Source organism: Micrococcaceae bacterium Sec5.8, from assembly GCA_039636775.1.
In the GTDB taxonomy this organism is placed as follows: domain Bacteria; phylum Actinomycetota; class Actinomycetes; order Actinomycetales; family Micrococcaceae; genus Arthrobacter.
On sequence record CP143429.1, the window covers coordinates 2,056,559 to 2,082,660 of the forward strand.

24 protein-coding genes are annotated in these 26,102 nt (G+C 67.0%); 21 read left to right on the forward strand and 3 right to left on the reverse strand.

The window, feature by feature from the left end:
- Positions 1 to 10 precede the first annotated feature (10 nt).
- Positions 11 to 1,174 (forward strand): acyl-CoA dehydrogenase family protein, encoded by a 1,164-nt coding sequence (locus VUN84_09465; protein ID XAS62575.1) that lies wholly within the window; start codon positions 11 to 13, stop codon positions 1,172 to 1,174.
- Here VUN84_09465 and VUN84_09470 read toward each other — a convergent pair.
- A complete protein-coding gene (locus tag VUN84_09470) occupies positions 1,171 to 1,404 on the reverse strand; it encodes a DUF5703 family protein (GenBank protein XAS62576.1) in 234 nt (77 codons plus the stop codon). The genes VUN84_09465 and VUN84_09470 overlap by 4 nt on opposite strands.
- A gap of 39 nt (positions 1,405 to 1,443) precedes the next feature.
- Between VUN84_09470 and VUN84_09475 the strand changes: the two genes are divergently transcribed.
- The gene (locus tag VUN84_09475; GenBank protein ID XAS62577.1) at positions 1,444 to 1,701 is read left to right on the forward strand and encodes a hypothetical protein; all 258 of its coding nucleotides are present in this window, start codon (positions 1,444 to 1,446) and stop codon (positions 1,699 to 1,701) included.
- Between the two features lie 30 nt (positions 1,702 to 1,731).
- On the opposite strand, the gene VUN84_09480 is transcribed toward VUN84_09475, so the two are convergent.
- Positions 1,732 to 2,667 (reverse strand): aldo/keto reductase, encoded by a 936-nt coding sequence (locus tag VUN84_09480; GenBank protein XAS62578.1) that lies wholly within the window; start codon positions 2,665 to 2,667, stop codon positions 1,732 to 1,734.
- A gap of 53 nt (positions 2,668 to 2,720) precedes the next feature.
- Here VUN84_09480 and VUN84_09485 point away from each other — a divergent pair, with 53 nt between their 5' ends.
- Together VUN84_09485 and mshC are read left to right on the forward strand one after the other, a co-directional pair.
- The gene (locus tag VUN84_09485; protein XAS62579.1) at positions 2,721 to 3,554 is read left to right on the forward strand and encodes an undecaprenyl-diphosphate phosphatase; all 834 of its coding nucleotides are present in this window, start codon (positions 2,721 to 2,723) and stop codon (positions 3,552 to 3,554) included.
- A 15-nt stretch (positions 3,555 to 3,569) separates the two neighbouring features.
- A complete protein-coding gene (gene mshC / locus VUN84_09490) occupies positions 3,570 to 4,853 on the forward strand; it encodes a cysteine--1-D-myo-inosityl 2-amino-2-deoxy-alpha-D-glucopyranoside ligase (GenBank protein XAS62580.1) in 1,284 nt (427 codons plus the stop codon).
- Positions 4,854 to 4,885: 32 nt separating this feature from the next.
- Here mshC and VUN84_09495 read toward each other — a convergent pair whose 3' ends face one another.
- Entirely contained in the window at positions 4,886 to 5,791 is a 906-nt protein-coding gene (locus VUN84_09495) for a PAC2 family protein (protein ID XAS62581.1), read from the reverse strand.
- Between the two features lie 130 nt (positions 5,792 to 5,921).
- Between VUN84_09495 and VUN84_09500 the strand changes: the two genes are divergently transcribed.
- The 17 genes from VUN84_09500 (at position 5,922) to VUN84_09580 (ending at position 25,776) form a co-directional block, all read left to right on the forward strand.
- Positions 5,922 to 6,671 carry an HAD family hydrolase gene (locus tag VUN84_09500; GenBank protein ID XAS62582.1) on the forward strand — a complete coding sequence of 250 codons (750 nt, stop codon included), beginning with the start codon at positions 5,922 to 5,924 and terminating at the stop codon, positions 6,669 to 6,671.
- On the forward strand, positions 6,664 to 7,866 hold the full coding sequence (locus VUN84_09505) for a site-2 protease family protein (protein ID XAS62583.1): 1,203 nt from the start codon (positions 6,664 to 6,666) through the stop codon (positions 7,864 to 7,866). The genes VUN84_09500 and VUN84_09505 overlap by 8 nt, the downstream gene beginning before the upstream one ends.
- Positions 7,867 to 7,992: 126 nt before the next feature.
- On the forward strand, positions 7,993 to 9,132 hold the full coding sequence (locus VUN84_09510; protein XAS62584.1) for a class I SAM-dependent methyltransferase: 1,140 nt from the start codon (positions 7,993 to 7,995) through the stop codon (positions 9,130 to 9,132).
- Positions 9,133 to 9,214: 82 nt separating this feature from the next.
- Complete coding sequence (gene arc / locus VUN84_09515; protein XAS62585.1) at positions 9,215 to 10,999, forward strand: proteasome ATPase; 1,785 nt, start codon at positions 9,215 to 9,217, stop codon at positions 10,997 to 10,999.
- Positions 11,000 to 11,058: 59 nt separating this feature from the next.
- Positions 11,059 to 12,669: a depupylase/deamidase Dop gene (gene dop, locus VUN84_09520; protein ID XAS65809.1), complete on the forward strand. Its 1,611-nt coding sequence runs from the start codon at positions 11,059 to 11,061 to the stop codon at positions 12,667 to 12,669.
- A 90-nt stretch (positions 12,670 to 12,759) separates the two neighbouring features.
- Entirely contained in the window at positions 12,760 to 12,963 is a 204-nt protein-coding gene (locus tag VUN84_09525) for a ubiquitin-like protein Pup (protein ID XAS62586.1), read from the forward strand.
- An 86-nt stretch (positions 12,964 to 13,049) separates the two neighbouring features.
- On the forward strand, positions 13,050 to 13,883 hold the full coding sequence (gene prcB / locus VUN84_09530; GenBank protein XAS62587.1) for a proteasome subunit beta: 834 nt from the start codon (positions 13,050 to 13,052) through the stop codon (positions 13,881 to 13,883).
- A 1-nt stretch (position 13,884) separates the two neighbouring features.
- Positions 13,885 to 14,592, forward strand: coding sequence for a proteasome subunit alpha (gene prcA / locus VUN84_09535; GenBank protein XAS62588.1), 708 nt, complete (start codon positions 13,885 to 13,887; stop codon positions 14,590 to 14,592).
- A 1-nt stretch (position 14,593) separates the two neighbouring features.
- Entirely contained in the window at positions 14,594 to 15,958 is a 1,365-nt protein-coding gene (pafA, locus tag VUN84_09540; GenBank protein XAS62589.1) for a Pup--protein ligase, read from the forward strand.
- 111 nt (positions 15,959 to 16,069) lie between these two features.
- Positions 16,070 to 17,002 carry an FKBP-type peptidyl-prolyl cis-trans isomerase gene (locus VUN84_09545; protein ID XAS62590.1) on the forward strand — a complete coding sequence of 311 codons (933 nt, stop codon included), beginning with the start codon at positions 16,070 to 16,072 and terminating at the stop codon, positions 17,000 to 17,002.
- Between the two features lie 41 nt (positions 17,003 to 17,043).
- Entirely contained in the window at positions 17,044 to 17,439 is a 396-nt protein-coding gene (locus VUN84_09550; GenBank protein ID XAS62591.1) for an FKBP-type peptidyl-prolyl cis-trans isomerase, read from the forward strand.
- Between the two features lie 139 nt (positions 17,440 to 17,578).
- A complete protein-coding gene (locus VUN84_09555) occupies positions 17,579 to 19,597 on the forward strand; it encodes a WYL domain-containing protein (GenBank protein XAS62592.1) in 2,019 nt (672 codons plus the stop codon).
- A gap of 26 nt (positions 19,598 to 19,623) precedes the next feature.
- Positions 19,624 to 19,977 carry a hypothetical protein gene (locus VUN84_09560; GenBank protein XAS62593.1) on the forward strand — a complete coding sequence of 118 codons (354 nt, stop codon included), beginning with the start codon at positions 19,624 to 19,626 and terminating at the stop codon, positions 19,975 to 19,977.
- Positions 19,978 to 20,013: 36 nt separating this feature from the next.
- A complete protein-coding gene (tatA, locus tag VUN84_09565; GenBank protein ID XAS62594.1) occupies positions 20,014 to 20,283 on the forward strand; it encodes a Sec-independent protein translocase subunit TatA in 270 nt (89 codons plus the stop codon).
- 48 nt (positions 20,284 to 20,331) lie between these two features.
- On the forward strand, positions 20,332 to 21,126 hold the full coding sequence (gene tatC / locus VUN84_09570) for a twin-arginine translocase subunit TatC (GenBank protein ID XAS62595.1): 795 nt from the start codon (positions 20,332 to 20,334) through the stop codon (positions 21,124 to 21,126).
- A 24-nt stretch (positions 21,127 to 21,150) separates the two neighbouring features.
- Complete coding sequence (locus VUN84_09575) at positions 21,151 to 24,039, forward strand: DEAD/DEAH box helicase (GenBank protein XAS62596.1); 2,889 nt, start codon at positions 21,151 to 21,153, stop codon at positions 24,037 to 24,039.
- 84 nt (positions 24,040 to 24,123) lie between these two features.
- Positions 24,124 to 25,776, forward strand: coding sequence for an amidohydrolase family protein (locus VUN84_09580; GenBank protein XAS62597.1), 1,653 nt, complete (start codon positions 24,124 to 24,126; stop codon positions 25,774 to 25,776).
- Positions 25,777 to 26,102 lie beyond the last annotated feature (326 nt).

Here is a 26,102-nt window from a genome sequence, read left to right on the forward strand (position 1 = left end):
CACGGCATCCATGCGCCCTGAGGACATCCTGCCCGACGCCCTGCTGGAACGGATCCGCGGCCGCGCGGCCGGCTACGACCGGGACAACACCTTCTTCCATGAGGATCTGGCGGAGCTGTCCGCAGCCGGCTACCTGAAGATCTTCGTTCCGGAGTCCGACGGCGGCCTGGGGCTCGGGCTCGCGGCCGCGGCGCAGCTTCAGCGCCGCCTCGCGACGGCCGCTCCCGCGACCGCCCTGGCCATCAACATGCATCTGGTCTGGACCGGCGTCGCCCATGTCCTGGCGGCACGGGGCGACGCGTCGCTCGGCTTTGTCCTCCGCGAGGCTGGGCAGGGGGAAATTTTCGCGTTCGGGAACTCTGAGGCGGGGAACGACTCCGTCTTGTTCGATTCCCGCACAGCGGCCGTACCGCAGCCTGACGGCGGCTACGCCTTCTCCGGCCGCAAAATCTTCACCAGCCTCTCGCCGGCCTGGACCCGGCTGGGGATCTTCGGCAAGGACACCTCAGCCGGAAACGGGGGCGGGCAACTGGTCCATGGTTTTATCACCAGAGACACCCCCGGCTACGAAATCCTCGCCGACTGGGACACCCTCGGCATGCGGGCAAGCCAGTCCCACACCACCGTCCTGAACGGTGCCGTGGTGCCGGCCGCGCGCATCTTCCGGAAACTGCCTGTGGGCCCGAACGCGGATCCACTGATTTTCGCCATCTTCGCGTGCTTCGAGACACTTCTTGCGGCTGTCTACACCGGCATCGGAGAACGGGCCCTCACCCTGGGGGTGGAGGCGGTCAAGCGGCGGACCTCTTTCAAGAACGGCGGGAAGAGCTACGCCCAGGACCCGGACACCCGGTGGAAGGTCGCCGATGCGGCCATGGCAATGGACGCGCTGTACCCGCACCTTTCCAGTGTGGCTGCGGACGTCGATGCTCTGGCCACCCATGGCGGACAGTGGTTCCCGAAGCTGGTGGGACTCAAGGTCAGTGCGACTGAGACGGCGCGCACGGTGGTGGACCTTGCTATCCGGGTGTCCGGGGGATCGAGCTACTTCCGCGGTTCAGAACTTGAACGGCTGTACCGCGATGTGCTGGCAGGGATGTTCCATCCCTCGGACGACGAATCGGCGCACAACACCGTGGCGAACGCGTGGCTGGGGTCGCTGGAAACGTCCTAAACAGTCCGCTGGACCTGTGTCACCCGGCGGCGGAGCCAGAAGCGGCGGCCGCCGCCCAGGTACAGCACACTGCGCTGCAGTTCCCACTTGCCATACTCGGAGTGTTCAACCAGACGGCGGCGCGCTTCAGGGAGGGAGTCGTCAGGGCTTACGGTCAGTACGAGGTACTCGTACTGCTGCGCGTAGTCCCGCTCCCGACGGACTGAACTGCTGGGAAAATGTTCTTTCATTGCTCTCCATTTTCTCCTTTTTGCGGCTAACGTGAAGTCATGAGCATCGATCCGCGTGTCGCGCTTGAAACGCTGACGGCGGCCCTGGAAGAACACCTGGCGGCTGTGTCGTCCCGCCGGGGAGAAGAAGACCCGGCAGTCGAGGCCGCGTTTTTCACGGTGGCTGAGGCCTTCGAAGTTTATGAGGACGCACTCTATGAGGCGTACGGCGAGGTGACCGGGCTGGGGATCATCGAAGACGAGGACGACGACGAGGACGTCGACGACGAGGAAGACCTCGAAATCCTCCGGGACTAGTCCCAGCAGGCATGCCGGGCCGGAGCGCCGCTAGTCGGGGTCGGAAACATCCTCAAGGGCTTGGGCAATTTGCGCCGGAAGCGGCGCCAGGGTGGCAGCCAGAATTTCCTTGAGTTGCACGGGCGTGCGGGGGCCAACCACCGCAGTCGCCACCCCCGGCTGGGCCAGCAGCCAACTCAGGGCAACGTCCACCGGGGTTCGGCCCAGTCCCTTCGCGGCCATCGCAACGGCCTCCACGACGCTGGACGCGGAACCAGACAAGTACCGCTCCACGTACCCGGCCAACCCTGCCTGGGCTGCGCGGGAATCCGCGGGGATGTGCCCGCGGTACTTACCGCTTAACACCCCGCGCCCCAGCGGGCCCCACGCCATCAGGCCCAGTCCGGCGTCCTCGATGGCGGGAACGAGTTCGATCTCGGGGAAACGGCGCAGCAGGGAATATTCCGACTGGTTGGCGACCAGCGGAAAACCAGCCAACGCGGCGGCCTTAGCCGTCTGCCAGCCGTTGAAATTGGAGACACCCGCGTAACGTGCGCGACCCGTGCGGACGGCGAATTCCAGCGCGGACAGAGTCTCCTCCAGCGGCACGTTGGGGTCCCAGGCCTGGGCGAACCACACATCGACATAGTCGGTGCCCAGCCGGGCAAGGCTCGCGTCCAAACCGGAGAGCATCCCGTTGCGGGAGGTATCGACGTTGCGCCGGCCATCCGAGGCCGTCAGCCCGGCCTTCGTGGAGATGACCACTTCCGAGCGGGCCACCACGTCACCGAGCATTCCGCCCAGCATCGCCTCGGCCTGGCCATCCGCGTAGGACGCTGCTGTGTCGACGAGGCTCCCGCCGCCGTCAAGGAAGGTGCGGAGCAGTGTGGAGGCGTCCTGCTCGTCTGTTTCCCGCGCCCAGGACATGGTGCCGAGAGACAAAGAGGACACGCGCAAACCGCTGTTGCCGACATATCGCTGCTGCATGTCAGTTAGCTTACGGGGATTGCAGAAACCTTCATGACGTAGGGTCTATAACCGTGAACTGGTTTGAAGCGGCCTTTCTGGGCCTTGTGCAGGGACTGACAGAATTCCTCCCCATCTCCTCGAGCGCCCATCTGCGGATCGTCGGCTCGTTCCTGCCCACCGCAGCGGACCCCGGCGCCGCGTTCACGGCCATCACCCAACTCGGTACCGAGACCGCCGTCATCGTGTACTTCTGGCGTGACATCGTGCGGATTGTCAGGGCATGGGCCCGCTCCCTGGCCGGAAAAGTCCCCCGGAACGACCCGGACGCCCGCATGGGCTGGCTGGTCATCCTGGGCAGCCTGCCCATCATCGTGCTGGGTCTGCTGTTCCAGGACCAGATCGAGTCCGTCCTCCGCAGCCTCTGGATCGTCGCCACCATGCTGATTGTCTTTGGCATGATCCTCGCCGTCGCCGACGCCGTGGGACGCCAGGAACGCGACCTGACGCAGCTGACCTACAAGCACGGCATCCTGTACGGCCTGGCCCAGGCCATGTCCCTGATCCCTGGCGTCTCCCGGTCCGGCGGCACCATCACCGCAGGACTGCTGATGGGCTACACCCGCGAAGCCGCGGCCCGGTACTCCTTCCTGCTGGCCATCCCCGCGGTCTTCGGCAGCGGTCTTTACCAGCTCTATAAGGTGGTCTCCAAGGACGGCATCACCGGTCCTTACAGCCTCCCGGAGACGGCCCTCGCCACCGCCATCGCCTTTGTGGTGGGGTACATCATCATCGGCTGGTTCCTGAAGTATGTCTCCACCCACAGCTACCGGCTGTTCGTCTGGTACCGGATTCTCTTGGGGATGGCCCTGTACCTGCTGCTCGGTTTCAACGTCATCAGCGCCTAGCACTAGGCTTGGGCTGTGAAGTCTTGGATCTCCCGCCCCGTACCCCAGCTCCCGGGCAGCATGGCTGCCCTCCGCCTCTTCGACACCGCCGCCGGCAGCGTCGTCACCCTCGGGGCAGCGGGCGAACAATCAATGTACGTCTGCGGCATCACCCCGTACGACGCCACCCACATGGGCCACGCGGCCAGTTACGTCGCGTTTGACCTGCTCAACCGTGCCTGGCGGGACGGCCGCCAGCAGGTGTCCTACGTCCAGAACGTCACCGACGTCGACGACCCCCTGCTGGAGCGGGCCACGGCCACCGGCGTGGACTGGCGCGACCTCGCCGCCGGCCAGATCGAACTCTTCCACACCGACATGGAAGCGCTCAACGTGCTGGCCCCGGACCACTATGTGGGCGCCGTCGAAGCAATCCCGCTGATCGTCCCCGCCATTGAATCGCTCGTCCGCCGCGGCCTGGCGTACCGCGTCGCCGGAACCACCGCGGGCGAACCCGACGGGGACGTCTACTACGACGTCGAGGCCGCCGGCAAGCACACCACCGAAGCCGCGGACGCCTGGAGTCTGGGGTCCATCTCCGGGCTTTCCCATGCCGAAATGCTGGAACTGTTCGCGGAACGTGGCGGCGACCCCGGCCGGTCCGGCAAACGGCAGGCCCTGGACCCGCTGCTCTGGCGGGTCGCCCGGGAGGGCGAACCGAGCTGGCCCGGCGGCGAACTGGGCGAGGGACGGCCCGGCTGGCACATCGAATGCACGGTCATCGCCCAGAAGTATCTCCCGGCCCCGTTCACCGTCCAGGGCGGCGGCTCGGACCTGATTTTCCCGCACCACGAGATGGGCGCCGGGCACGCCTACTCCCTGACCGGGGTACCGCTGGCCCAGCACTACGCACACGCCGGAATGGTAGGCCTCGACGGCGAGAAGATGAGCAAGTCCAAGGGAAACCTGGTCCTGGTCTCAAAGCTCCGCGCAGCCGGCGAGGAGCCGGCCGCGATCCGGCTCGCCATCCTCGCCCACCACTACCGCAGCGACTGGTCCTGGACGGGCGCCGGATTCGCCGAAGCCAAGGAACGGCTCCGTACCTGGCGGGCCGCCGTCGCGGTGGCACCGGAAGGGTCAGCCGCAGGACTGATCCCGCGCCTGCGGGCCGAATTGTCGAATGACCTTAACGCGCCCGGCGCTGTCGCCGCCATGGACGGCTGGGCCAGGTCGGCGCTCGACGCCGGACACGCCCCGTCTGCGGCGGACGCCGCCCTGGCCGGGGATGCAGTCAACGCCCTCCTCGGCGTCGAGCTCTAGCGCAGGAGGGCAGCTGCCCTGGGCGCTGCCGACTAGGGTTTGTCTTTCCCGCGGCGCTTGAGATAACGCTCAAACTCCCGGGCGATGGACTCGCCGCTGGCCTCCGGGAGGTCGGCAGTATCCTTCGCCTCCTCGAGCTGGCGCACATACGCCGCGATCTCGGGGTCCTCGGTGGCAAGTTCGTCAACTCCGCGTTCCCAGGCGTCCGACTCCTCCACGAGGTCCTGGGTGTCGAAGGGAACCTGCAGCAGTTCCTCGATCCGGTGCAGCAGCGCCAGCTGCGCCTTGGGAGAGGGCGCCTGCGCCACATAGTGCGGCACGGCAGCCCAGAGGGAGACCGTCGGCAGCCCGGCAAGCAGCGCCACCTCGGCAAGGACCCCGACGATCCCGACGGGACCCTCGTACTGTGAGGCCTCCAGGTCCATCCGCTCCCGCAGGGCAGCATCGTCCGTGGACGTACTCACCGGAATAGGCCGGCTGTGCGGCACGTCGGCCAGGAGCGCCCCCACCAGGATCACGTAGTCAACGTTGAGCGCCTCGGCATGAACCAGCAGCTCCGCGGTGTAGGCCCGCCACTTATAGGACGGCTCCGTGCCTTGGACAAAGATGACATCGACATTGGAGCCAGGAGCACTGGCCTGGTAGATGCGGGTTGACGGCCACTTGATTTTCCGTTCTCCGGAGGCGGTGCGGCGGATCGTGGGCCGGGTGAACTGGAAGTCATAGTACTCATCGGCGTCAACCGAACCGACCTTTTTGCCGCCCCAAAGCTTGTTCAGGTAGCGCAGGGCATCGCTCGCAGCCTCGCCGGCGTCATTCCAGCCCTCGAAGGCCGCGAGCATCACCGTGATGCGCCGGCCCTCGGGTACGGGCTGCAGCAGCCGTTCCGGCTCGGGCACGTCGCCCGTTTCCACGGGGTCTCCCTCGAAGCTATTCATCTCCTCACCCTACGTCCAAGCACCCGGCCCCCGCAGGCAATGAAGCGCCGGGAATCGCCGGTCCGGCGGCCATATTCGCCCAAGGCGTACTCCCCGGGGACGTACAGGACCGCACCGTAGACTGGCAAGCATGCGATCCTCAGTTCCCCAGCCCCTTCTCAAAGCCGCGCTCTGGGACATGGACGGCACCATTGTTGACACCGAGCCGTACTGGATCGAGGCCGAACATGCCCTGGTTGCCGCACACGGCGGGCAATGGTCCCACGAAAAGGCCATGCAGCTGGTGGGCCAGTCCCTGGTGTTCTCCGCGGGCATCCTTCAGGACGCCGGCGTGACATTGGAACGCCGGGAAATCATCGACATCCTCACAGCCCATGTCATCAGCCAGGTCCGCACCGCCGTGCCTTGGCGCCCGGGGGCGCGCGAACTGCTGGAGGAACTCCACACCGCGGGCATCCGTTGTGCCCTCGTGACCATGTCCGAGGCTCCGCTGGCCCGCGAAATCGTGGCAAGCCTGCCCAGGCCCTACTTCGAATTCCTGATCACGGGCGACACCGTCGCGCAGGGCAAACCGCATCCCGAGGCCTACCTCAAGGCGGTTGAACTTCTCCAGGAGCAGGACCCCGGACTGGGCCTTCAGCACTGCATCGCCTTGGAGGATTCCGGGCCCGGAGTGGCCGCCGCCGTCGCCTCCGGCGTCCTGACCGTCGCCATTCCGCACATCATGGCTTTACCGCATAATCCCCGCCACGCCGTGTGGGAGACCTTGGCCGGGCGGACCGTGTCCGACCTCGAAGAACTCGTCGCCTTGCGCCACGAATTCCCGGACGCCACCTTCGGGACGGACCGCAGCGCGGCGTTGGAACCGGCCCATGACTGACACCGACACCCGCGGCCGCCGGGATCCGCAGAAACAGGGCCGCAAGGAGGGAATCGCGCTGGGACGCATCGGCGGTGTCCCGGTGATCCTCGCCTACTCCTGGTTCATCATTGCCGCGTTCACGGTGATCGTCTACGGCCCGGTATTGCAGGGGGACTACCCCCGGCTCGGCGCCGCCGCGTACCTGGTGGCGTTTGCGTACGCGGTTTTACTGTTGATTTCGGTCCTGGTTCATGAGCTCGCCCATGCGCTGACCGCCAAAATGTTCGGCTGGCCCAGCGAGAAGATTGTCCTGAACCTGTGGGGCGGCCACACCCAGTTCGAAAGTTTCACCGCCTCTCCCGGCCGGTCCGTCCTCGTCGCAATGGCGGGGCCGGCCGCCAACTTCGTCCTCGCCGCCGCCGGCTGGCTTCTGCTGACCGGAGCCGACCTGACCGGGGTGGCGGGCATCCTGGCCAACATCTTCGTCTGGGCCAATCTCCTGATCGGCGTCTTCAACGTTTTGCCCGGACTGCCGCTGGACGGTGGCCGGCTGGTCGAATCGGCCGTCTGGAAGTTGACCGGCAGCCAGGAAAAGGGCACTGTGGCGGCCGGCTGGGGCGGCCGGATCATTGTGATCGCCCTAGTGGCCTGGTTTGTGGCGCTGCCATTGCTCAGGGGCACCCGGCCCGACATTTCGCTGATGCTTATCACGGCACTTGTTGGCAGCTTCCTCTGGATGGGCGCCTCCGCGTCCATCCAGCAGGCGCGGCTCCGGGGACGTCTTCCGCTCGTGGAAGCCGGGGCACTCGCCGAACCGGCCGTGGGCCTCCCGGAGTGGGGCACCGTCGCCGACCTGCTGGCGCTGGCCCCGGACCCCGGCACGGGGGCTCCTCCCGCCGTCGTGCTCTACCGTCCGGACGGGCACCCGGTTGCCGTGGTCGACGGCGGTGCGGTCGCCACGGTGCCCGCGGACGCCGCCGCTTCCACGCCTCTCACGGCCGTGTCCTACGCGCTGGGCGCGGGGGCCTATGTTCCCTCGTGGTCCAAGGGGGAGGAACTCATCCAGTACCTGGCCAAGCTCGAAGGCGCCGAATACGCCGTTGTGGACCGGGCCGGAACCATTACCGGGCTGCTCCGGCAATCCGCTGTCCTGGGTGCTCTCACCGGCAAGGTTCCGGGGACCGGCAAGCGGATGTTGGGCCAAAGCCGGTAGAGTTACCTGCCGGTCGTGTATTGCCCGCCAGCACTTCCAGCACGGGGTTCACCGCCCGTGGCACCAGCAGCCGGAGCGCCGGCGACATCCGCGGCCACACAGCTTTCCACGAGCGAGGACTATTTCATGAGCAGCGACACCGCCGCGAGCACCAGCCCGGACGACGCCGTAACAACCGACGCCGCAGCCACCCCAGCCGTCGGCACCACGCCCGTCGACACCACAGCCGGCACCACTCCGGCTCCCGCTGCGGGCGTGGCCCGTACCGCCGCCCCCGTCGGGGCAGCCCGCCGCCGCGGACCTTTCCGGGAAGGCGAACGCGTGCAGCTCACCGACGAACGCGGCCGGATGAACACCATCAGCCTGGAAGTGGGAGGCGCGTTCCACACCCACCGCGGCTTCCTGAACCACGACGAGATCATCGGCAGGCCGGACGGCTCCGTGGTGGTCAACAACGTCGGACAGCAGTACCAGACCCTGCGGCCCCTGCTGTCGGACTTCGTTCTCTCCATGCCCCGCGGCGCGGCGGTGGTCTACCCCAAGGACGCGGGCCAGATCGTCACCATGGCTGACATCTTCCCGGGCGCCCGCGTCGTCGAGGCCGGAGTCGGCTCCGGCGCCCTCTCCATCTCGCTGCTCCGCGCGGTGGGTGACAACGGCTACCTGCACTCCTTCGAGCGCCGGGAAGAATTCGCCGACATCGCCCGCGGCAACGTCGAAACGATCTTTGGCGGTCCGCACCCGGCCTGGCAGATCACCCTTGGCGATTTCCAGGAGCAGGTGCTCCGCACCGAAGAGCCCGGCTCCGTGGACCGCGTGGTCCTGGACATGCTCGCCCCGTGGGAGTGCCTGGACGCCGTGGCCACCGTCCTGGCGCCAGGCGGGGTGTGGATCAACTACGTCGCCACGGTGACGCAGCTGTCCCGGACCGCGGAGGCCATCCGCGCCGACGGCCGCTTCACCGAGCCCGACGCCTGGGAGTCCATGGTCCGTGGCTGGCACCTTGAGGGCCTGGCAGTGCGCCCGGACCACAGGATGGTCGCGCACACCGGCTTCCTGCTGGTCACCCGGCGGCTGGCCGACGGTGTCACGGGCATCTCCGTGAAGCGCCGCCCGTCCAAGACCGACTTCAACGAAGAGGACGTCAACGCCTGGACACCCGGGGCTGTGGGGGAGCGGGCCGTCTCGGACAAGAAGCTTCGCCGGGCAGCCCGGGACGCCATCGCGGGGACCCACGTCAAGGACGATCCGGACATTACGAAGTAGTCCGTATTTCGGAAGTCTTCCCCGTCACCTTGCTTCGTGGGGCTAATGTCTTAATAGACGCGTAGGAAGGGGCTGATGCACGATGGAGACTCCGAACACTGATCCGGGCCTGACTCCGGCAGAGGATGCAGGGCAGGGGCACGCTACCGGCGGGGACCCCTATCCGGCCACCGAACTGTCCGTGGCCGAGCGGCAGGTCAATATCCTCCGGGACAAGCTCCGGCATATTGACCGTCAGCTCGCCGCCGCCACGCAGAACAACTCCAAACTGGTGTCGATGCTGGAGACCGCTAAAGCGGAAATCCTGCGGCTCAAGAGCGCACTCGACCAGGAGGGCCAGCCGCCGTACAGCTTCGGAACGGTGCTGCAGCTGAACCCGAAACGCCATTCCTCCGCCGGCAACGGCGGGCAGGCCGCCACCGAGGAATCGGTGGACATCTTCAACGCCGGCCGGAAAATGCGCGTAGGGATCAGCCCGCTGGTGAACATGAGCCAGCTGGCCGCCGGCCAGGAAGTTCTCCTCAACGAGGCACTCATGGTGGTCGCCGGGCTGGGATACGAACGGGCCGGGGACCTCGTCACGCTGAAGGAATTGCTGGGCGCGGACCGCGCTCTGGTGGTGGGGCGGGCGGACGAGGAGCGCGTCATCCGGCTCTCCGGGGCTCTGCTCGCACAAAAACTCCGGGTGGGCGATGCCCTCTCCATCGATTCACGCACGGGGTACGCGCTTGAGAAGATCCCGCGCTCGGAGGTGGAAAACCTTGTCCTCGAGGAAGTTCCAGACATCACCTACCAGGACATCGGCGGCCTGGGCCCGCAGATCGAACAGATCCGCGACGCCGTGGAACTGCCCTTCCTGCACCCGGACCTGTACCGCGAACACGGCCTCAAGGCACCCAAAGGCATCCTGCTCTACGGGCCGCCCGGCTGCGGCAAAACGCTCATCGCCAAGGCAGTGGCGAATTCCCTCGCAGCCCGCGCCGCCGAGCGCACCGGCAAAACGGACATGAAGAGCTACTTCCTGAACATCAAAGGACCGGAACTGCTGGACAAGTACGTCGGTGAGACGGAACGCCACATCCGGTTGATTTTCGCCCGTGCCCGCGAAAAGGCCTCCGAGGGCAGCCCGGTGGTGGTCTTCTTTGACGAAATGGATTCCCTGTTCCGCACCCGGGGCACCGGCATTTCCTCCGACGTCGAAACGACCATTGTGCCGCAGCTGCTCAGCGAGATCGACGGCGTCGAGCGGCTCGACAACGTGATCGTGATCGGCGCCTCCAACCGTGAGGACATGATCGACCCGGCAATCCTGCGGCCGGGCCGCCTGGACGTGAAGGTCAAGATCCACCGCCCCGATGCCGAAGCCGCGGCGGACATCTTCAACAAGTACATCACCGCCGACCTTCCCTTCCACGAAACGGATCTCGCCGAGCACCAGGGCGACGTCCAGGCCACTGTGGATGCGATGGTCCAGCGCACGGTCGAGGCCATGTACTCCACCGACAAGTCCAACGAATACCTCGAGGTCACCTACGCCAACGGCGACACCGAAATGCTCTACTTCAAGGACTTCAATTCCGGCGCCGTGGTGCAGAACGTGGTGGACCGGGCTAAGAAGTACGCCATCAAGGACCTGCTCACCGTGGGCCAGCGGGGCATCCGGATCGACCACCTGCTCCGCGCCGTCGTCGACGAGTTCCGCGAACACGAGGACATGCCCAACACCACCAACCCGGACGACTGGGCACGGATCTCCGGCAAGAAGGGCGAGCGCATCACGTACATCCGCACCATCGTCCAGGGCAAGGCGGGGCAGGAGCCCGGCAAATCCATCGAGACGATGCCGAGCACGGGCCAGTACCTGTGACGCCGGCTGTACCCGGGAAGCCCGCCGGCGTTTCCGGCGGGCTTCCCGTCGGCGGAGCCATGCGGGTGATGGGCTCCGAGACCGAGTACGGCATCCACGCGCCCTCCGCCCCTGGGGCGAACGCCACCATGATGTCCGCCCGGGTGATTCAGGCCTACGCCCAGGTGACGCGCCAGCGCGCCGCCGGCGGAGCCGAAACCCGCTGGGATTACACCGATGAGGAACCGCTGCATGACGCGCGTGGCTGGACCCTGGAGCGCAGCCACGCGGACCCGGACCAACTGACGGACCAGCCGCCCGTCCTCGATGCCGAAGCCATTGCTCTGGCTTACGGGCGGCAGGAACTTGAGGCCGACGGCGAGGACGAATCCGGCAGTCTGCTGATGAACATGGTGCTTGGCAACGGAGCCCGTCTCTACGTGGACCACGCCCACCCCGAGTACTCCAGCCCGGAAGTGACCAACCCGCGCGACGCCGTCGCCTGGGACGCCGCCGGAGACCTCGTGGCCCTGGCCGCGGTGCGACGGCTGGCCGCCGACCCGGACCTGCCCCCGATCAACCTGTACAAGAACAACACCGACAACAAGTCCGTCTCCTACGGGTCGCACGAGAACTACCTGATGCCCCGCACCGTCCCGTTCGGCGAGATCGTCCGGGGTCTGACCCCGTTCTTCATCACCCGGCAAATTATCTGCGGTGCCGGGCGGGTCGGCATGAAGCAGGACGGTTCCCGCCCCGGCTACCAGATCAGCCAGCGGGCGGACTTCTTCGAAACCGAGGTGGGCCTGGAAACCACGATCCGGCGGCCCATCATCAACACCCGCGATGAACCCCATGCGACTGCGGACAAGTACCGCCGGCTGCACGTCATCATCGGCGACGCCAACCTTAGCCAGGCCTCAAACTACCTCAAGTTCGGTGCCACCGCGCTGGTGCTGAGCCTGATTGAGGCCGGCCTGGCCCCCAGACTCGAAGTCCATGAGCCGGTCGCGGCGCTGCAGGCCGTCAGCCACGACACCGACCTCGCAGCCACCCTGCGGCTGCACGACGGACGGCGGATCACCGCCCTTGACCTGCAGTGGATCTACTTCGAAGCGGCCGCGAAGCACGCCCAGGACACCGGCGTCGCCGACGCCGTGGACGGTGACGGCCACACCCACGATGTGCTCGAACGCTGGTCCTCGACGCTGACGTCCCTGGGCAGCGACCGGGCAGCCGCCGCGTCCTCGGTGGAGTGGCTGGCCAAACTCGCGCTGCTGGAAGGTTACCGGGACCGCGACGGGCTGGACTGGGACCACGCGCGGCTGGGCCTCGTGGACCTGCAGTGGGCGGACATCCGGCCTGAAAAAGGGCTCTACCACCGCCTGCTGGCCCGGGACCGGATGCAGCGGATCGTCGACGACGGCGCTGTCCAGCGCGCGGTGACGGAACCGCCGTCGGACACACGGGCCTATTTCCGGGGCCGCTGCGTCAGCCGCTTCGGAGCGGACGTGGTGGGAGCCAGCTGGGACTCCGTGATCTTCGATGTGCCCGGCCGCGGCAGGTTGCAGCGGGTCCCCACCCGCGAACCCCTGCGCGGAACAGAGGCCCTCACCGGCGCACTTTTCGCCCGGCACCGCGACGCCGGGGGGTTCCTTTCGGAACTGCTCGGACTCCCACCCGGGTCCTAGGACCAAAGAGCCCCCGCAGGGGCTCCGGGCGTGGCAATATGGCTTACAGGAAGTCCCTCGCGAAGGAGGGGCGGACAGAAGGAGAAAGCAATGGCAGGCCAGGAGCAGCAGCAGCCGCAGTCGCGCGACACCGAAGTTGACGAGGACGTTCCCGCCGCGCCGCCGGCACCCGCGGAGGCACAGGCGTCGGCCGCCACCCAGGGCGTCGATGACCTGCTGGATGAAATCGACGGCGTTCTGGAGTCCAACGCCGAAGAGTTTGTCCGTGCCTTCGTCCAAAAGGGCGGCCAGTAGCGGGCCGGACACCACCGCCCAGGGTTGCGCCGGGACGGGGCTGAGGGCCGGAAGTCGTTGATTCACTACGTTGAGGGAGTGCACCAGTGCAGGAAACCACCGCCAACCAGGTAGCAGCCAACGCCACGTCCTCCTTCACTGAACATCTTCAGCGCCAGCGCCCCGATTTATTGCCGTTCGGACAACATGCGGCCGGCCAGCACGTCCAGACGGGCGGTCCCGGGGTGCCTCTGCAGGCGCCCCACGGAACCACCATCGTCGCCCTGACCTACGCGGGCGGGGTGCTGATGGCCGGGGACCGGCGCGCCACCATGGGCAACGTCATCGCCAGCCGGCACATCGAGAAAGTCTTCCCCGCGGACCAATACTCCGTGCTTGGCATCGCCGGGACCGCCGGAATCGCCCTGGACATCACCAGGCTCTTCCAGGTCGAACTGGAACACTACGAGAAAATCGAAGGCACCCTGCTCAGCCTCGACGGCAAAGCCAACCGGCTCGGCGCCATGATCCGCAGCAATCTTCCGATGGCCATGCAGGGCCTCGCCGTCGTGCCGCTCTTCGCGGGCTTCGACCGTCCGGCGGGAAAGGGCCGGCTCTTTTCCTACGACGTCACGGGCGGACGGTATGAGGAACAGGAGCACCACACCGTGGGGTCCGGCTCGATGTTCGCGCGCGGCGCGCTGAAGAAGCTGTGGCGGCCGAACCTGCCGGAATCCGACGCCGTCGCCGTCGCCGTCGAGGCGCTCTACGACGCCGCCGACGACGACTCCGCGACCGGCGGCCCCGACCCCGTGCGGCAGCTCTGGCCGGTGGTCTACATCGTTAACAGGACGGGTGCTTACCGCGTCCCGGAGCGTGAGCTTGCGGCAGTCGCCGGCACCATCATTGAATCCAGGGCCGTGGCCCAGCGGGAGGCCTGAGATGACCCAGCAGTTTTACGTGTCGCCGGAACAACTCATGAAGGACCGCGCGGATTTCGCGCGGAAAGGCATCGCGCGCGGCCGGTCCGTGGTGGTCATCAGCTGCCGTGAAGGGATTGCCCTCGTGGCCGAAAACCCGTCGCCCTCGCTGCATAAGATCGGTGAGATCTACGACAAGATCGCGTTTGCCGCCGTGGGCAAGTACAACGAATTTGAAAGCCTCCGCCAGGCCGGGGTGCGCTACGCGGACGTTCGCGGCTACTCCTACGACCGGGAGGACGTCACCGCCCGGGGCCTCGCGAGCGTCTACGCCCAAAGCCTCGGGGCGGTGTTCACGGCGGAGCAGAAGCCCTTCGAAGTCGAACTCGCCGTGGCCGAAGTCGGTATCTCCCCGGACGAGGACCACCTCTACCGCCTGACCTTCGACGGGTCGATCGCGGATGAGAAAGGCTTCATTGTGATGGGAGGCCAGGCGGACAAGGTGTCCGAGGCTGTGGCCGCGGGCTGGCAGGGCGAACTCGACTTCGCCGGCGCCATCAGGCTGGCCCTGGCCGGGCTCGTCGCGGACAAGGAAGCCGACACCCTGCCGGCGTCTGCGGTGGAAGTGGCGGTGCTGGACCGCGGCTCCGAAAGCAACAGAGGTACGCGCCGCGCTTTCCGCCGGCTCGACGACGCCGACATCACCGCTTCGCTGGGAAGGGAGAACTGAAATGGACAAGCGCATTTTCGGCATCGAAACGGAGTTCGGAATTTCCTATTCGAGCCCTGAGTCCCGCCCGCTCGCCCCGGAGGAGGTAGCCCGCTACCTGTTCCGTAAAGTGGTCAGCTGGGGGAGGTCCTCCAACGTTTTCCTGACCAACGGCTCCAGACTGTACCTCGACGTCGGATCCCACCCGGAGTACGCCACCGCGGAATGCGACGACCTCGCCCAGTTGATCGCGCACGACCGGGCCGGGGAACTCATCCTGGACGACCTCGTCGACGAGGCCCAGGAACGGCTCGCGGCCGAGGGCTTCAACGGCACCGTCTACCTGTTCAAGAACAACACCGACTCCGCCGGGAACTCCTACGGCAGCCATGAAAACTACCTGATCCCCCGGCGCGGCGAGTTCTCCCGGCTTGCTGAGATTCTCATACCGTTCCTCGTGACCCGGCAGCTGATCGCCGGAGCCGGCAAAATCCTCAAGACCCCGCACGGGGCCACGTTTGCGTTTTCCCAGCGCGCCGACCACATCTGGGAGGGCGTCTCCTCCGCCACCACCCGGTCCCGTCCCATCATCAACACCCGCGACGAGCCGCACGCGGACGCAGAGTTCTACCGCCGGCTCCACGTGATCGTTGGCGACTCCAACATGTCCGAGACGACGGCCCTGCTCAAGGTCGGAACCGTGGATCTGATCCTGCGGATGATCGAGGCGGGGGTGATCATGCGCGACATGCGGATGGAGAACCCGATCCGCAGCATCCGCGAAATCTCCCATGACCTCAGCGGCCGGGCACTGGTCCGTCTTGCCAACGGCCGGCAGCTCACCGCCCTGGAAATCCAACGCGAATACCTGGCCAAAGTCACAGCGTTCGTCGCGGAGCAGGGGGCCCATAACGCCCATGTCCTCTTGATCCTGGACCTTTGGGAGCGCACCCTTGACGCGATCGAGAGCGGGGACACCAGCAGGATCGACACGGAAGTGGACTGGGCGATCAAGAAGAAACTCATGGACAACTACCGCGAGCGGCACAACCTGGGGCTGGACGCGCCGCGGATCGCCCAGCTTGACCTGACCTACCATGATATTTCCCGGACCCGCGGGCTGTACTACCTGTTGCAGTCCCGCGGGGCGGTCCGCCGGGTGGTCGATGACACCGCCGTCAAGGACGCGGTGGATGCGCCGCCGCAGACCACCCGCGCCAAACTCCGCGGCGACTTCGTCCGGCGCGCGCAGGAACTGGGCCGGGACTACACCGTGGACTGGGTGCATTTGAAGCTCAACGACCGCGCCCACCAGACCCTGTTGTGCAAGGACCCGTTCCGCAGCGTGGACGAGCGGGTGGACGCCTTGCTGAACTCTATGGGCTGACACCCAGCTTTCCGCGTTATTCTGGAGGGGTGCCGTTCTGCGGCCAACGCTTGCTTTGCTGCTGGCCTGTGCCCGGCAAAGCGTCCACCCTGCCCCGACGAAAGTTTCTACGTGCGCCGACTATTAGCAATTCTTCTTCCCGGGCTGCTGCTCCTGACCGCCTGCGGCGGCGGGGAGCCAGCGGCTCCAGAGCCCACCAGCCAGTCCGCCGGCGATACCGCCAAGCTGGACTCCCTCAAGCTGACGGAGAACGGCGACAAGAAGGCGCCGGGTGTTGATTTCACCAAGCCGCTCGAGGTTACTGAACCTACTGTCAAGGTGGTTACGGAGGGCGACGGCGACCGGGTCAAGGCAAACCAGGTCGCCTCGATCTCCATCATTGCCCTCAGCGGCAAGGACGGTTCCACCCTGGAAGACACGTTCCCGAAGGATCCCGAAGAGCTCGAACTGAACGACGAGCTCAAGACCAGCAGCGGCGTCATTTACAACGCCTTCGTCGGCGCGAAGACCGGCTCGGTCCTGGCCCTTGCCGTTCCCGGCAAAGCGGCCGCGGAAGGCGCAGAGGCACAGCCGACCCAGCTGCTCGTCGTCAAAGTGGTCTCAGCCAAGGATGCGGCCCCGGTCCTGGACAAGCCCGAAGGTGAGTCCGTCACCCCGCCGGCGGGCCTGCCCACCGTCAAGGACAATGACAAGGGCGTTCCGGAAATCTCCGTCGACGGCGTCGCCGCCCCGACCGCCCTCGTCTCCCAGGACCTCATCAAGGGCAACGGCCAGGTGGTCAAGGAATCCGATACCATCACCGTCAACTACGTAGGCGTCGCCCTCGCCGGCGGCAAGGTCTTCGATTCCAGCTTCGACAGCGGCAAGAAGGCCACCTTCCCGCTCAGCGGCGTCATCAAGGGCTGGACCCAGGGCCTGGCCGGCAAAACGGTCGGCTCCCGCGTCCTCCTGGTGGTCCCGAAGGACCTCGCCTACGGCGAAGAAGGCAAGGGCGACGCGAAGGGCGACCTCGTCTTCGTCGTCGACATCCTCGGCGTCAAGTAACCTCCGCTAAAAAAACCACAGCCACGCAAGAAGGAGCAACCATGTCATTTGGACAGCGAAACATTGACCGCCAGAAGCCGGAAATTGATTTCCCCGACGGCGCCGTGCCCACCGGGCTGGTCATCACCGACCTGATTGAGGGCGACGGCGCTGAAGCCAAGGCCGGCGACACCGTCTCCACCCACTACGTTGGCGTGGCCTGGTCCACCGGCGAAGAGTTCGACGCCTCCTGGGGCCGCGGCGCACCGCTCGACTTCCGCGTCGGCGTCGGCCAGGTCATCCAGGGCTGGGACCAGGGCCTGCTGGGCATGAAGGTAGGCGGCCGCCGCCGCCTGGAAATCCCCTCCGAGCTGGCCTACGGCCCGCGCGGCGCCGGCGGGGCGATCGGCCCGAACGAGGCCCTCATCTTCGTCGTCGACCTCGTCGCTGTCCGCTAAGGCGGACAGCGAACCCGGCGGGCGCGGGCCCACCACCAGTGCGTCCCCCGACACTGAGCGCGGTAACAATCGGACAAGTTCTTCCGGCTGTTACCGCGCTTTTGTCCGTTTCAGGCAGGGACTTTAGTACCCTTGCGGGGTGTCAGCCTCACGTACCGAACGCCTCCTGAACCTGCTCATTGCCCTGCTCAACACCACCTACGGCCTGCGCCGCGGCGAGCTGCGCGAGAAGGTCTACCACGACACCACCAGCACGGACACCGCCTTCGGCCGGATGTTCGAACGTGACAAATCCGAGCTGCGGCGGTTCGGATTCGAGGTGGAGACCGTGACGGACACCGGCTGGGGATCGGATGACCCGGCCACCACCCGCTACCGGATCGGCAAGGACTCCAACCGCCTTCCCGACGTCAGCCTCAGCCCGGCAGAGTGCACAGTGCTCATGCTCGCCGCCCAACTCTGGGAACATGCTGCCCTGGGCTCCGCAGCCCAGAACGCGGTGCGCAAGCTCCAGGCGTCCGGTGGACTGGCTGACACTGAACTCCCGGGCGGCCTCCAGCCGCGGATCCGGCCCGCGGGCCAGGCCTTCGAGGACCTTGTTGCCGCCATGCACGCCCAGCACCCCGTCAGCTTCCGCTACCTCGCCGGCAGCACGGGCAAGGAGGAGACCCGGCACGTGGAGCCCTGGGGGCTGGGGAGCCGCTTTGGCCAGTGGTACCTCGTCGCCCACGACAGGGACCGCGGCCACAAGCGGTTCTTCCGGCTCTCCCGCCTCACTTCCGCCGTGACCGTCCTGGCGAAGGAGAGCTTCGTCCCTCCCGCCGACTTCAACGTACGGGCGGAACTTGCCGGTCTCGCCGAACTGCCGGTCCTGGCCGCCGTCGTTGACGTACAGGCCGGCAGCCTGCGCGGGCTCCGAAAACGTGCTCTCCCGGACCCGGTCCCCGGCCCTGGCGCCGGACAGCCCGCACCGGGCCGGGACCGGCTGAGCGTGCCGTACCGGGACGCCGAGACTCTCGCGGAGGAATTCGCCTCCTACGGGCCCCGGATCCGGGTGGTGTCCCCGCCCGAACTCGTCACCTCAGTGCGCCGGCGGCTGTCCGCTGCCGCTGACTTCGCCGCCGCGCCCGTCCCGCCGATTAGCTTCCCGGCGGTCTCCTCCCCGGCAGCCGCTGTCCCTCCGGGGACCCCGCCCCACGGCCGCAAGCGGACGTCCGAGGACCAGCTGAGCCGCATGCTGCAGCTGGTACCGTTCCTGGTGCACAACCAGGGCCTGCACATCAGCGAAGTTGCGGCTAAGTTCGGCATTACCCGCAGTGAGCTCGAAGCGGACCTGCGGATCCTGATCTGCTCAGGCCTGCCGGAAGGGTACCCGGATGACCTGCTGGACATCCAGTGGGACGACGACCACGTCACCATCAGCCAGGACCTCGACCTGACCCGTCCCGTGCGTTTCACCGTCGAGGAGGCTTGCGCCCTCCTGACCGGGCTGGAAACGCTCAATGGACTCCCCGAACTGGCCGAGGGCAGCGCGCTGGACTCCGTCACCCTCAAGCTCATGGCGGCGGCGGGGGAGGAGGGCCTTAAAGCTGCCGCCCTGTCCGGGCCCGAAGTGGGACCCAGCAATTCCGCGGTGCTGGCAACGGCCCGCGAAGCCATCGGGACCGGGGTGCAGTTGCGGTTGCGTTACTTCTCGCCGCTCCGGGACACGGTCTCGGACCGTGACATTGATCCGCAGCGGCTCTACTCCCTGGACAACACCTGGTACCTCGAGGCTTACTGCCATTCCGCCCGGGCCCTGCGGAACTTCCGGCTGGACCGGATCGAAACCCTGGAACCCAACGGCCTGCCCGTCTCGGCGCCGGCGGCGGCGGACGGCAGCGTCCCGGTCAAGCTGTTCACCCCCAACGACGACGACACCGTCGTGATAGTGGAACTCACGCGCCGGGGCGCCGGCCTGGCCGATGAATACTATGCGGAGCGGACGGCCACCTTGCCCGGGGGCGGGCTGCTGGCAGAGATCCGCTTCGGCAGCACCGGCTGGCTGCCGATGTTCGTGGCCCAGCACGGCGGGACGGCACGCATCCTGGCGCCGGATGCGCCCGCTGCCGCTTCCCGCGACTGGCTCGCCGCTGCGCTGGCCCAATACGATGCGTAGCCGGTGCGGCGGATAGACTACTCAGCATGCCTTGGTGGTCCTGGATCGTAATCTGGATAGCGCTCGTTGCGCTGTCCCTGCTGTTCTTCCTCGTGCTCGGGGTCCGGTTGTTCCGGAACTTCATGGGTACGGTCAAAGAACTCGGCGCGGCGGAGGAGCGGTTCTCCACCCTGCCGTCGCCCGGCGCGGAGCTGGCGAGCCACGCCGGCCGGGTCACAGAGCAGGAACCCGGATCCGCGGTTTTCGCCTCACCCGTGCGGATGGGGCATGATTACCGCGCAGGCAAATCCGCCCGCCAGGAGAACCGCCGTCAGCGCCGCGTCCAGCGCAAAATGGGCCGCGGCCAGCCCCAGCGGCTGAACGACATTGAAATCAGTTAGACGTAGGATTGAACTCAAACGAAAGGACCTCCTGTCATGAGGCTTGAAGGCTGGCATCTCATCATCATCATCGTTCTGGCATTGGTGCTTTTCGCTGCACCGAAGCTGCCCGGCATGGCCCGCAGCCTGGGCCAGTCCATGCGAATCTTTAAGTCCGAAGTCAGGGAAATGAAAAAGGACGGCGCCACGGACACCGCCGACGGCGCCGAGCCCGTCGTGGGCCGGGTTGTGAACCACCCGAAGTCCGCCGGGGCGGAAACCCGCACCGCTGACGGAACCGACGTTCCGCCGCCGAACCGCGCCTAACACCGCATGGCAGTAAACATGGGCCGCCGGTCGAACCCCGAGGGGAGGATGGCGCTCCTCGATCACCTCAAGGAATTGCGGAACCGCCTCTTCAAGTCCGCGATAGCCGTCGTGCTGGGAACCGTCGTCGGGTTCCTCGTCTACCAGCCGATGCTCGCTGCGCTGATCAAACCGATCACGGACCTTAATGCCCACGAAGGCCGTCAGGCAACACTCAACTTCGACGGCGTCGCGAGTTCGTTTGATTTGATGATCCAGGTGTCGGTGTTCCTGGGCCTGATCCTTGCCAGCCCGGTGTGGCTGTACCAGCTGTGGGCGTTCATCGTGCCCGGCCTGCACAAAAAGGAACGCCGGATCGCCCTGTCGTTCGTGGCTGCCGCCGTCCCGCTCTTTGTGGGCGGTGTCCTGCTGGCCTGGCTGGTGCTTCCCAACGCCGTGCGGGTGCTCACTGATTTCACTCCCTCCGGCGGCTCCAACTTCATCAGCGCCCAGGTGTACCTGTCCTTCGTACTGCGGCTCCTGCTGGCCTTCGGCATCGCTTTTCTGCTGCCCGTGGTCCTCGTCGGGCTGAACCTGGTGGGAATCGTCAAGGGCAAGCAGCTCGTCAAAAGCTGGCGCATCACCGTCTTCCTGGTCTGCCTGTTCGCCGCCATGGCCGCGCCCGGAGCCGACGCCATGAGCATGTTCTACCTTGCCGGGCCCATGCTCCTGCTCTTCTTCGCCGCCATCGGCCTCTGCCTGCTTAACGACCGCCGGCGGGACCGCCGCGCCATCAAACGCGCTGCCGAGACGGAGGCCACCGCGGACCAGGCGACTCCCGGCGCAGAGCTGGAGAATCTCTAGCTCCCGGCGCATTAGGCTGGAAGCATGTCCTCACTACCCGGGCCGGAATCTCCGTCTGAACGCTACCGAGCCAGCGCCGAACGGGCCGCAGAAGCCAAAACGCACCTAGGCGGTTTCATCCGTACCCTGGCGTTCGAACTCGATGACTTCCAGCGCGAGGCCTGTCTGTCCCTGCAGGCCGGGCGCGGTGTCCTGGTGGCTGCCCCCACAGGCGCCGGCAAGACCATCGTGGGGGAATTCGCCGTCTACCTGGCGCTGCAGCGCGGACTCAAGGCCTTCTACACCACCCCGATCAAGGCACTGTCCAACCAGAAGTATTCGGAGCTGGCTGATAAGTACGGTGCCGACCGGGTGGGGCTGCTGACCGGCGACACCAGCATCAACGGCGATGCTCCGGTGGTGGTGATGACCACCGAGGTGCTCCGGAACATGCTCTACGCCGACTCCAGCACCCTGGGCGATCTCGGCTACGTCGTCATGGATGAAGTCCACTACCTGGCCGACCGCTTCCGCGGCGCCGTCTGGGAGGAAGTCATCATCCATTTACCCACCGAGGTCCAGGTCGCCTCGCTGAGCGCCACCGTTTCCAACGCCGAGGAATTCGGCGCCTGGCTGGACACCGTCCGTGGCCAGACCGACGTCATCGTCTCCGAGCACCGCCCCGTGCCGCTGTGGCAGCACGTCATGGTGGGCCGGAAGATCGTGGATCTCTTCGCCGGCGACACCAGCTTCGATGAGATCGCCCCGGCAGGTGAGGCAGCGGCGGCAGCCGCCAGCACAGCATCCGCTGCCGTGGATACCCGGCCGGACTTCGAGGTGAACCCCGAGCTGCTCTCGATGGCCCGCGCCGAAAGCCAAATGAACTTCCGGGGCCGGTTCGGGCACGGTGGCCGGAACCAGCGGCGCCACAGCGGCCGGCGCGACGAGGTCCCCCAAGGCGGCCCGCGCAGCCCCGTCCGGAAGGCCAGCCGTCCCCAGGTCATCGCCAGCCTGGACCGGCAGGACTTCCTGCCGGCCATCACCTTCATCTTTTCCCGCGCCGGCTGTGACGCCGCCGTCGCCCAGTGCGTTGCTGCGGGTCTGTGGCTGACCACCGAGCAGGAACAGCTCATCATCGCCCGTCGGGTTGATGAGGCGGCCCAGGACATCCCCCCTGACGACCTGGACGTCCTGGGCTTCTGGAGCTGGCGCGACGGGCTGCTCCGCGGGCTCGCAGCACACCATGCCGGGATGCTGCCCACCTTCAAGGAAGTGGTGGAGAAGCTCTTCGTTGACGGGCTCGTCAAGGCCGTTTTTGCGACGGAAACCCTGGCGCTCGGCGTGAATATGCCGGCACGGTCCGTCGTGCTGGAAAAACTGGACAAGTTCAACGGTGAAGCGCATGTGAACATCACTGCGGGGGAGTACACGCAGCTGACCGGACGAGCGGGCAGGCGCGGGATCGACGTCGAGGGCCACGCCGTGGTCCTGTGGCAGCCCGGCACCGACCCCGCGGCCGTGGCCGGCCTCGCTTCGCGGCGGACGTATCCGCTGAATTCCAGCTTCAGGCCCACCTACAACATGTCCATCAACCTGCTGGCGCAGTTCGGCCGGCCCAGGGCCCGGGAGATCCTCGAATCCTCCTTCGCCCAGTTCCAGGCGGACCGCTCAGTGGTGGGGCTGGCAAAGCAGGTGCGCGGCCGCGAGGAGTCCCTGGCCGGCTTCAGCAAGGCGATGCACTGCCACCTCGGCGATTTCACCGACTATTCCCGGATCCGGCGGGCACTGTCCGACGCCGAGAAGAACGCCTCCCAAACCAGTTCCCGGGCCAGGAAATCGGTCACCGAGGATTCCCTGAGCCGTTTGCTGCCCGGCGATGTGGTGGATGTTCCCACCGGCCGGGCGCCCGGACTCGCCGTCGTCCTGAGCTCCGACCACCACTCCCGCGAGCCCCGGCCCGCGGTCATGACGCTGGACAATCAGCTGCGGCGGATCGGAACCCAGGACGTGGAGGGGCCGCTGAGCCCCATCACTCGGGTCAGGATCCCCAAATCCTTTAACGCCAAGGTGCCCAAGTCGCGACGTGACCTGGCGTCATCGGTCCGAAACGCACTCCGGGAGAACCGGCCCCCCGCCCCGCCGAGCCGGAACGACGACTTCGGCCGCGCCGCTGCCCAACCTGATCAGGAAAAACGGATCGCCGAGCTGCGCCGCCAACTCCGCGCCCACCCGTGCCACGGCTGCAGCGAACGGGAGGACCACGCGCGCTGGTCCGAACGCTACTGGAAACTCCGCCAGGAAACCGACGGTCTGGTGCGCAACATCCAGGGACGCACCAACACCATCGCCAAGACCTTCGACCGGGTGTGCGGTGTGCTCTCCAGCTACGGCTACCTGGAAACGTCCGACACCGGAGCGCTCACCATCAGCCCCGACGGTCAACGGCTGCGCCGGATCTACGGCGAAAAGGACCTGCTGATCTCGCAGTCCCTGCGGCTGGGCGCGTTCAACGACCTCGACGCCGCCGAGGTCGCTGCCCTCGCCAGTGTCCTGGTTTACCAGGCCAAACGCGAGGAACGCGGACTCCGGCCCAAGATGCCAAGCGTCTCGCTGGAATCGGCTGTCGACATCGTGGTCTCTGAGTGGTCCGCGCTGGAAGATGTTGAGGAAGCCAACAAGCTGCCGCTGACCGGAGAACCCGAGCTCGGCCTGGTCTGGCCGATCTTCAAGTGGGCCAGGGGCCGGCACCTGCAGGACGTCCTCAGCGGCACAGACCTGGCGGCCGGCGATTTCGTCCGGTGGGTGAAGCAGGTCATTGACCTGCTGGACCAGCTCGCGAAAATCCCGACGCTGGACCCGCGGGTCTCGCGGCTCTGCGGGGAGGCGATCAAACTGATTAAGCGCGGCGTCGTCGCCTACTCCTCCGTGGCGTGACCGCCCCGGCCACCCGGCCCGTCCCCACCGTCGTCTCATCCGTCCGGCCTGTGCCGGGCACCAGTTGCAAGGAGTCCCAGAGTCATGACCGATTTCCCGGCCACCCCCGCGCCGCACAAGGTAACGCTGTACCGGAACGGTTCGGTCTACACCGCCGCGGACCCCTTCGCCACGGCCATGCTGGTCGACGGCGACACCGTTGCCTGGGTTGGTTCCGAGCAGGCTGCCACCTCGATCGCCGACGCCTCCATGGACGTCATTGACCTTCACGGTGCGCTGCTCGCCCCCGGCTTCGTGGATTCCCATATCCACCTCACCGAGACGGGCATTGCGCTGGACTCGCTGCAGCTCGCCGGTGTGCGTTCTGCCGGGGAACTGCTCGACGCCGTCGCCAGCGCCGCCGGCTCCAGCGCAGGCGGCACCGTCCTGGGCCACGGCTGGGACGAGACCCGGTGGCCGGACCCGGCGCTGCCCTCCCGCGGGGAACTCGAACGCGCGGCCGGCGGACGGAACGTCTACCTCTCCCGGGTTGACGTGCACTCGGCCCTGGTGTCCTCCTCACTGGCGGCGGCAGCAGACCTGGACGGCGCCGACGGCTCCGGTGCCGGCAGCCAGGTCAAACGTGCCGCGCACACCGCTGCCCGGCTCGCGGCCCGCCGGCTGCCCGCCGCGGCGTTGCGCGGATACCAGCAGCGGGCCCTCGCCGAAGCGGCAGCCAACGGCTATGTGGCCCTTGCCGAAATGGCGGCACCGCATATCGGCAGCGTCCAGGACCTTCAGCTGGCCTCCGCCTGGAACACGGGACCGGACGCGGTCCCGGAGATTTTGCCGTACTGGGGCGAGCTGGCCACGTCGGCAGATCATGCCCGGTCCATTCTCGACGGCCTGGGTGTTCCAGTGCTCGGCCTTGCCGGTGACCTCAACATGGACGGCTCGATCGGTTCGCGGACCGCGGCGCTGCGCGCCGACTACACCGACGCCCCAGGGGAGCGCGGCAGCCTGTACCTGTCCGTGGCGGAGGCCGCGGCCCACCTGGCCGCGTGCTCGCTGCTGGGCGTCCAGGCCGGATTCCATGTGATTGGCGACGCCGGACTGGATGCCGCGCTCGACGCCCTCGACCTGGCAGCGGCAGAAGTCGGAGAACAGAAAGTCAGATCCGCCGGCCACCGCCTCGAACACGTTGAACTCGCCGACGCCGAATCCATCCGCAGGCTCGCCAGCTACTCCGTGACGGTCAGCGCCCAGCCCGGCTTTGATGCGGCCTGGGGGAGGGCAGACGGTCTCTACGCCCGGCGCCTTGGGTCCCGGCGCGGTGGCATGAACCCCTTCGCCTCCATTTACGCCGCCGGAGTCCCGATCTGCTTTGGCAGCGACAGCCCGGTCACGCCCTTGCGGCCCTGGGACAGCGTCCGGGCCTGCCTGCAGCACAACAACCCCGCGGAACAGATCTCGGCCCGTGCGGCCTTCCTCGGCCACACCCGGGCCGGCTGGCGGGCTGCCCGGTACCGGAACCCGATGGCCGGCCAGCTGGTGCCCGGCGCTCCCGCAAGTTTCGCCGTATGGGAAGTGGAGGAGCTCATGGTCCAGGTAGCCGACGGCCGGGTCCAGTCCTGGAGCACCGATCCCCGCGCCCGCACGCCGCTGCTGCCTGCCCTGGATACCGGCACCGAGCCGGCCTGCCTGCAGACCGTCCGGGACGGCCGGGAACTGTTCGCCAGCGGCTCGCTCCGGGCCTGACCAAGGTCCGGGCCGGCGAGGTCCGCCCCGAAACTTCAACCGCGCGGATGCCGCCCTGACCTGCGGCAATAGAAGAATCGGCAGGTCACGGAGCGGTTGACAGATCACGGCCTCCCCGTAGCATTGAGGGTCAACGGAGGGTTTGCGGACGACGCATCCTCCGGACGTCCCCCGGTCATTTGGATTTGCCACCATCGCGGTAACTCGTCTTGGTCGTGGGTACCCCCAGGGGGCGGGTCCACTTCGCAGCAGAAAACGGTTCCGGCGGCGCCTTCGGCTGGCTGCCGGAACTGGCCCGAAGCGGGTGGACCTGCCCGGAAACCATG

What these genes read in the sequence shown, in the direction of transcription:
- VUN84_09465 (XAS62575.1), top strand. Translation starts at nt 11, where the DNA reads ATGCGCCCTGAGGACATCCTGCCCGACGCCCTGCTGGAACGGATCCGC.
- VUN84_09470 (XAS62576.1), bottom strand. Translation starts at nt 1,404, where the DNA reads ATGAAAGAACATTTTCCCAGCAGTTCAGTCCGTCGGGAGCGGGACTAC.
- VUN84_09475 (XAS62577.1), top strand. Translation starts at nt 1,444, where the DNA reads ATGAGCATCGATCCGCGTGTCGCGCTTGAAACGCTGACGGCGGCCCTG.
- VUN84_09480 (XAS62578.1), bottom strand. Translation starts at nt 2,667, where the DNA reads ATGCAGCAGCGATATGTCGGCAACAGCGGTTTGCGCGTGTCCTCTTTG.
- VUN84_09495 (XAS62581.1), bottom strand. Translation starts at nt 5,791, where the DNA reads ATGAATAGCTTCGAGGGAGACCCCGTGGAAACGGGCGACGTGCCCGAG.
- VUN84_09500 (XAS62582.1), top strand. Translation starts at nt 5,922, where the DNA reads ATGCGATCCTCAGTTCCCCAGCCCCTTCTCAAAGCCGCGCTCTGGGAC.
- VUN84_09505 (XAS62583.1), top strand. Translation starts at nt 6,664, where the DNA reads ATGACTGACACCGACACCCGCGGCCGCCGGGATCCGCAGAAACAGGGC.
- VUN84_09510 (XAS62584.1), top strand. Translation starts at nt 7,993, where the DNA reads ATGAGCAGCGACACCGCCGCGAGCACCAGCCCGGACGACGCCGTAACA.
- arc (XAS62585.1), top strand. Translation starts at nt 9,215, where the DNA reads ATGGAGACTCCGAACACTGATCCGGGCCTGACTCCGGCAGAGGATGCA.
- dop (XAS65809.1), top strand. Translation starts at nt 11,059, where the DNA reads ATGCGGGTGATGGGCTCCGAGACCGAGTACGGCATCCACGCGCCCTCC.
- VUN84_09525 (XAS62586.1), top strand. Translation starts at nt 12,760, where the DNA reads ATGGCAGGCCAGGAGCAGCAGCAGCCGCAGTCGCGCGACACCGAAGTT.
- prcA (XAS62588.1), top strand. Translation starts at nt 13,885, where the DNA reads ATGACCCAGCAGTTTTACGTGTCGCCGGAACAACTCATGAAGGACCGC.
- pafA (XAS62589.1), top strand. Translation starts at nt 14,594, where the DNA reads ATGGACAAGCGCATTTTCGGCATCGAAACGGAGTTCGGAATTTCCTAT.
- VUN84_09550 (XAS62591.1), top strand. Translation starts at nt 17,044, where the DNA reads ATGTCATTTGGACAGCGAAACATTGACCGCCAGAAGCCGGAAATTGAT.
- VUN84_09560 (XAS62593.1), top strand. Translation starts at nt 19,624, where the DNA reads ATGCCTTGGTGGTCCTGGATCGTAATCTGGATAGCGCTCGTTGCGCTG.
- tatA (XAS62594.1), top strand. Translation starts at nt 20,014, where the DNA reads ATGAGGCTTGAAGGCTGGCATCTCATCATCATCATCGTTCTGGCATTG.
- tatC (XAS62595.1), top strand. Translation starts at nt 20,332, where the DNA reads ATGGCGCTCCTCGATCACCTCAAGGAATTGCGGAACCGCCTCTTCAAG.
- VUN84_09575 (XAS62596.1), top strand. Translation starts at nt 21,151, where the DNA reads ATGTCCTCACTACCCGGGCCGGAATCTCCGTCTGAACGCTACCGAGCC.
- VUN84_09580 (XAS62597.1), top strand. Translation starts at nt 24,124, where the DNA reads ATGACCGATTTCCCGGCCACCCCCGCGCCGCACAAGGTAACGCTGTAC.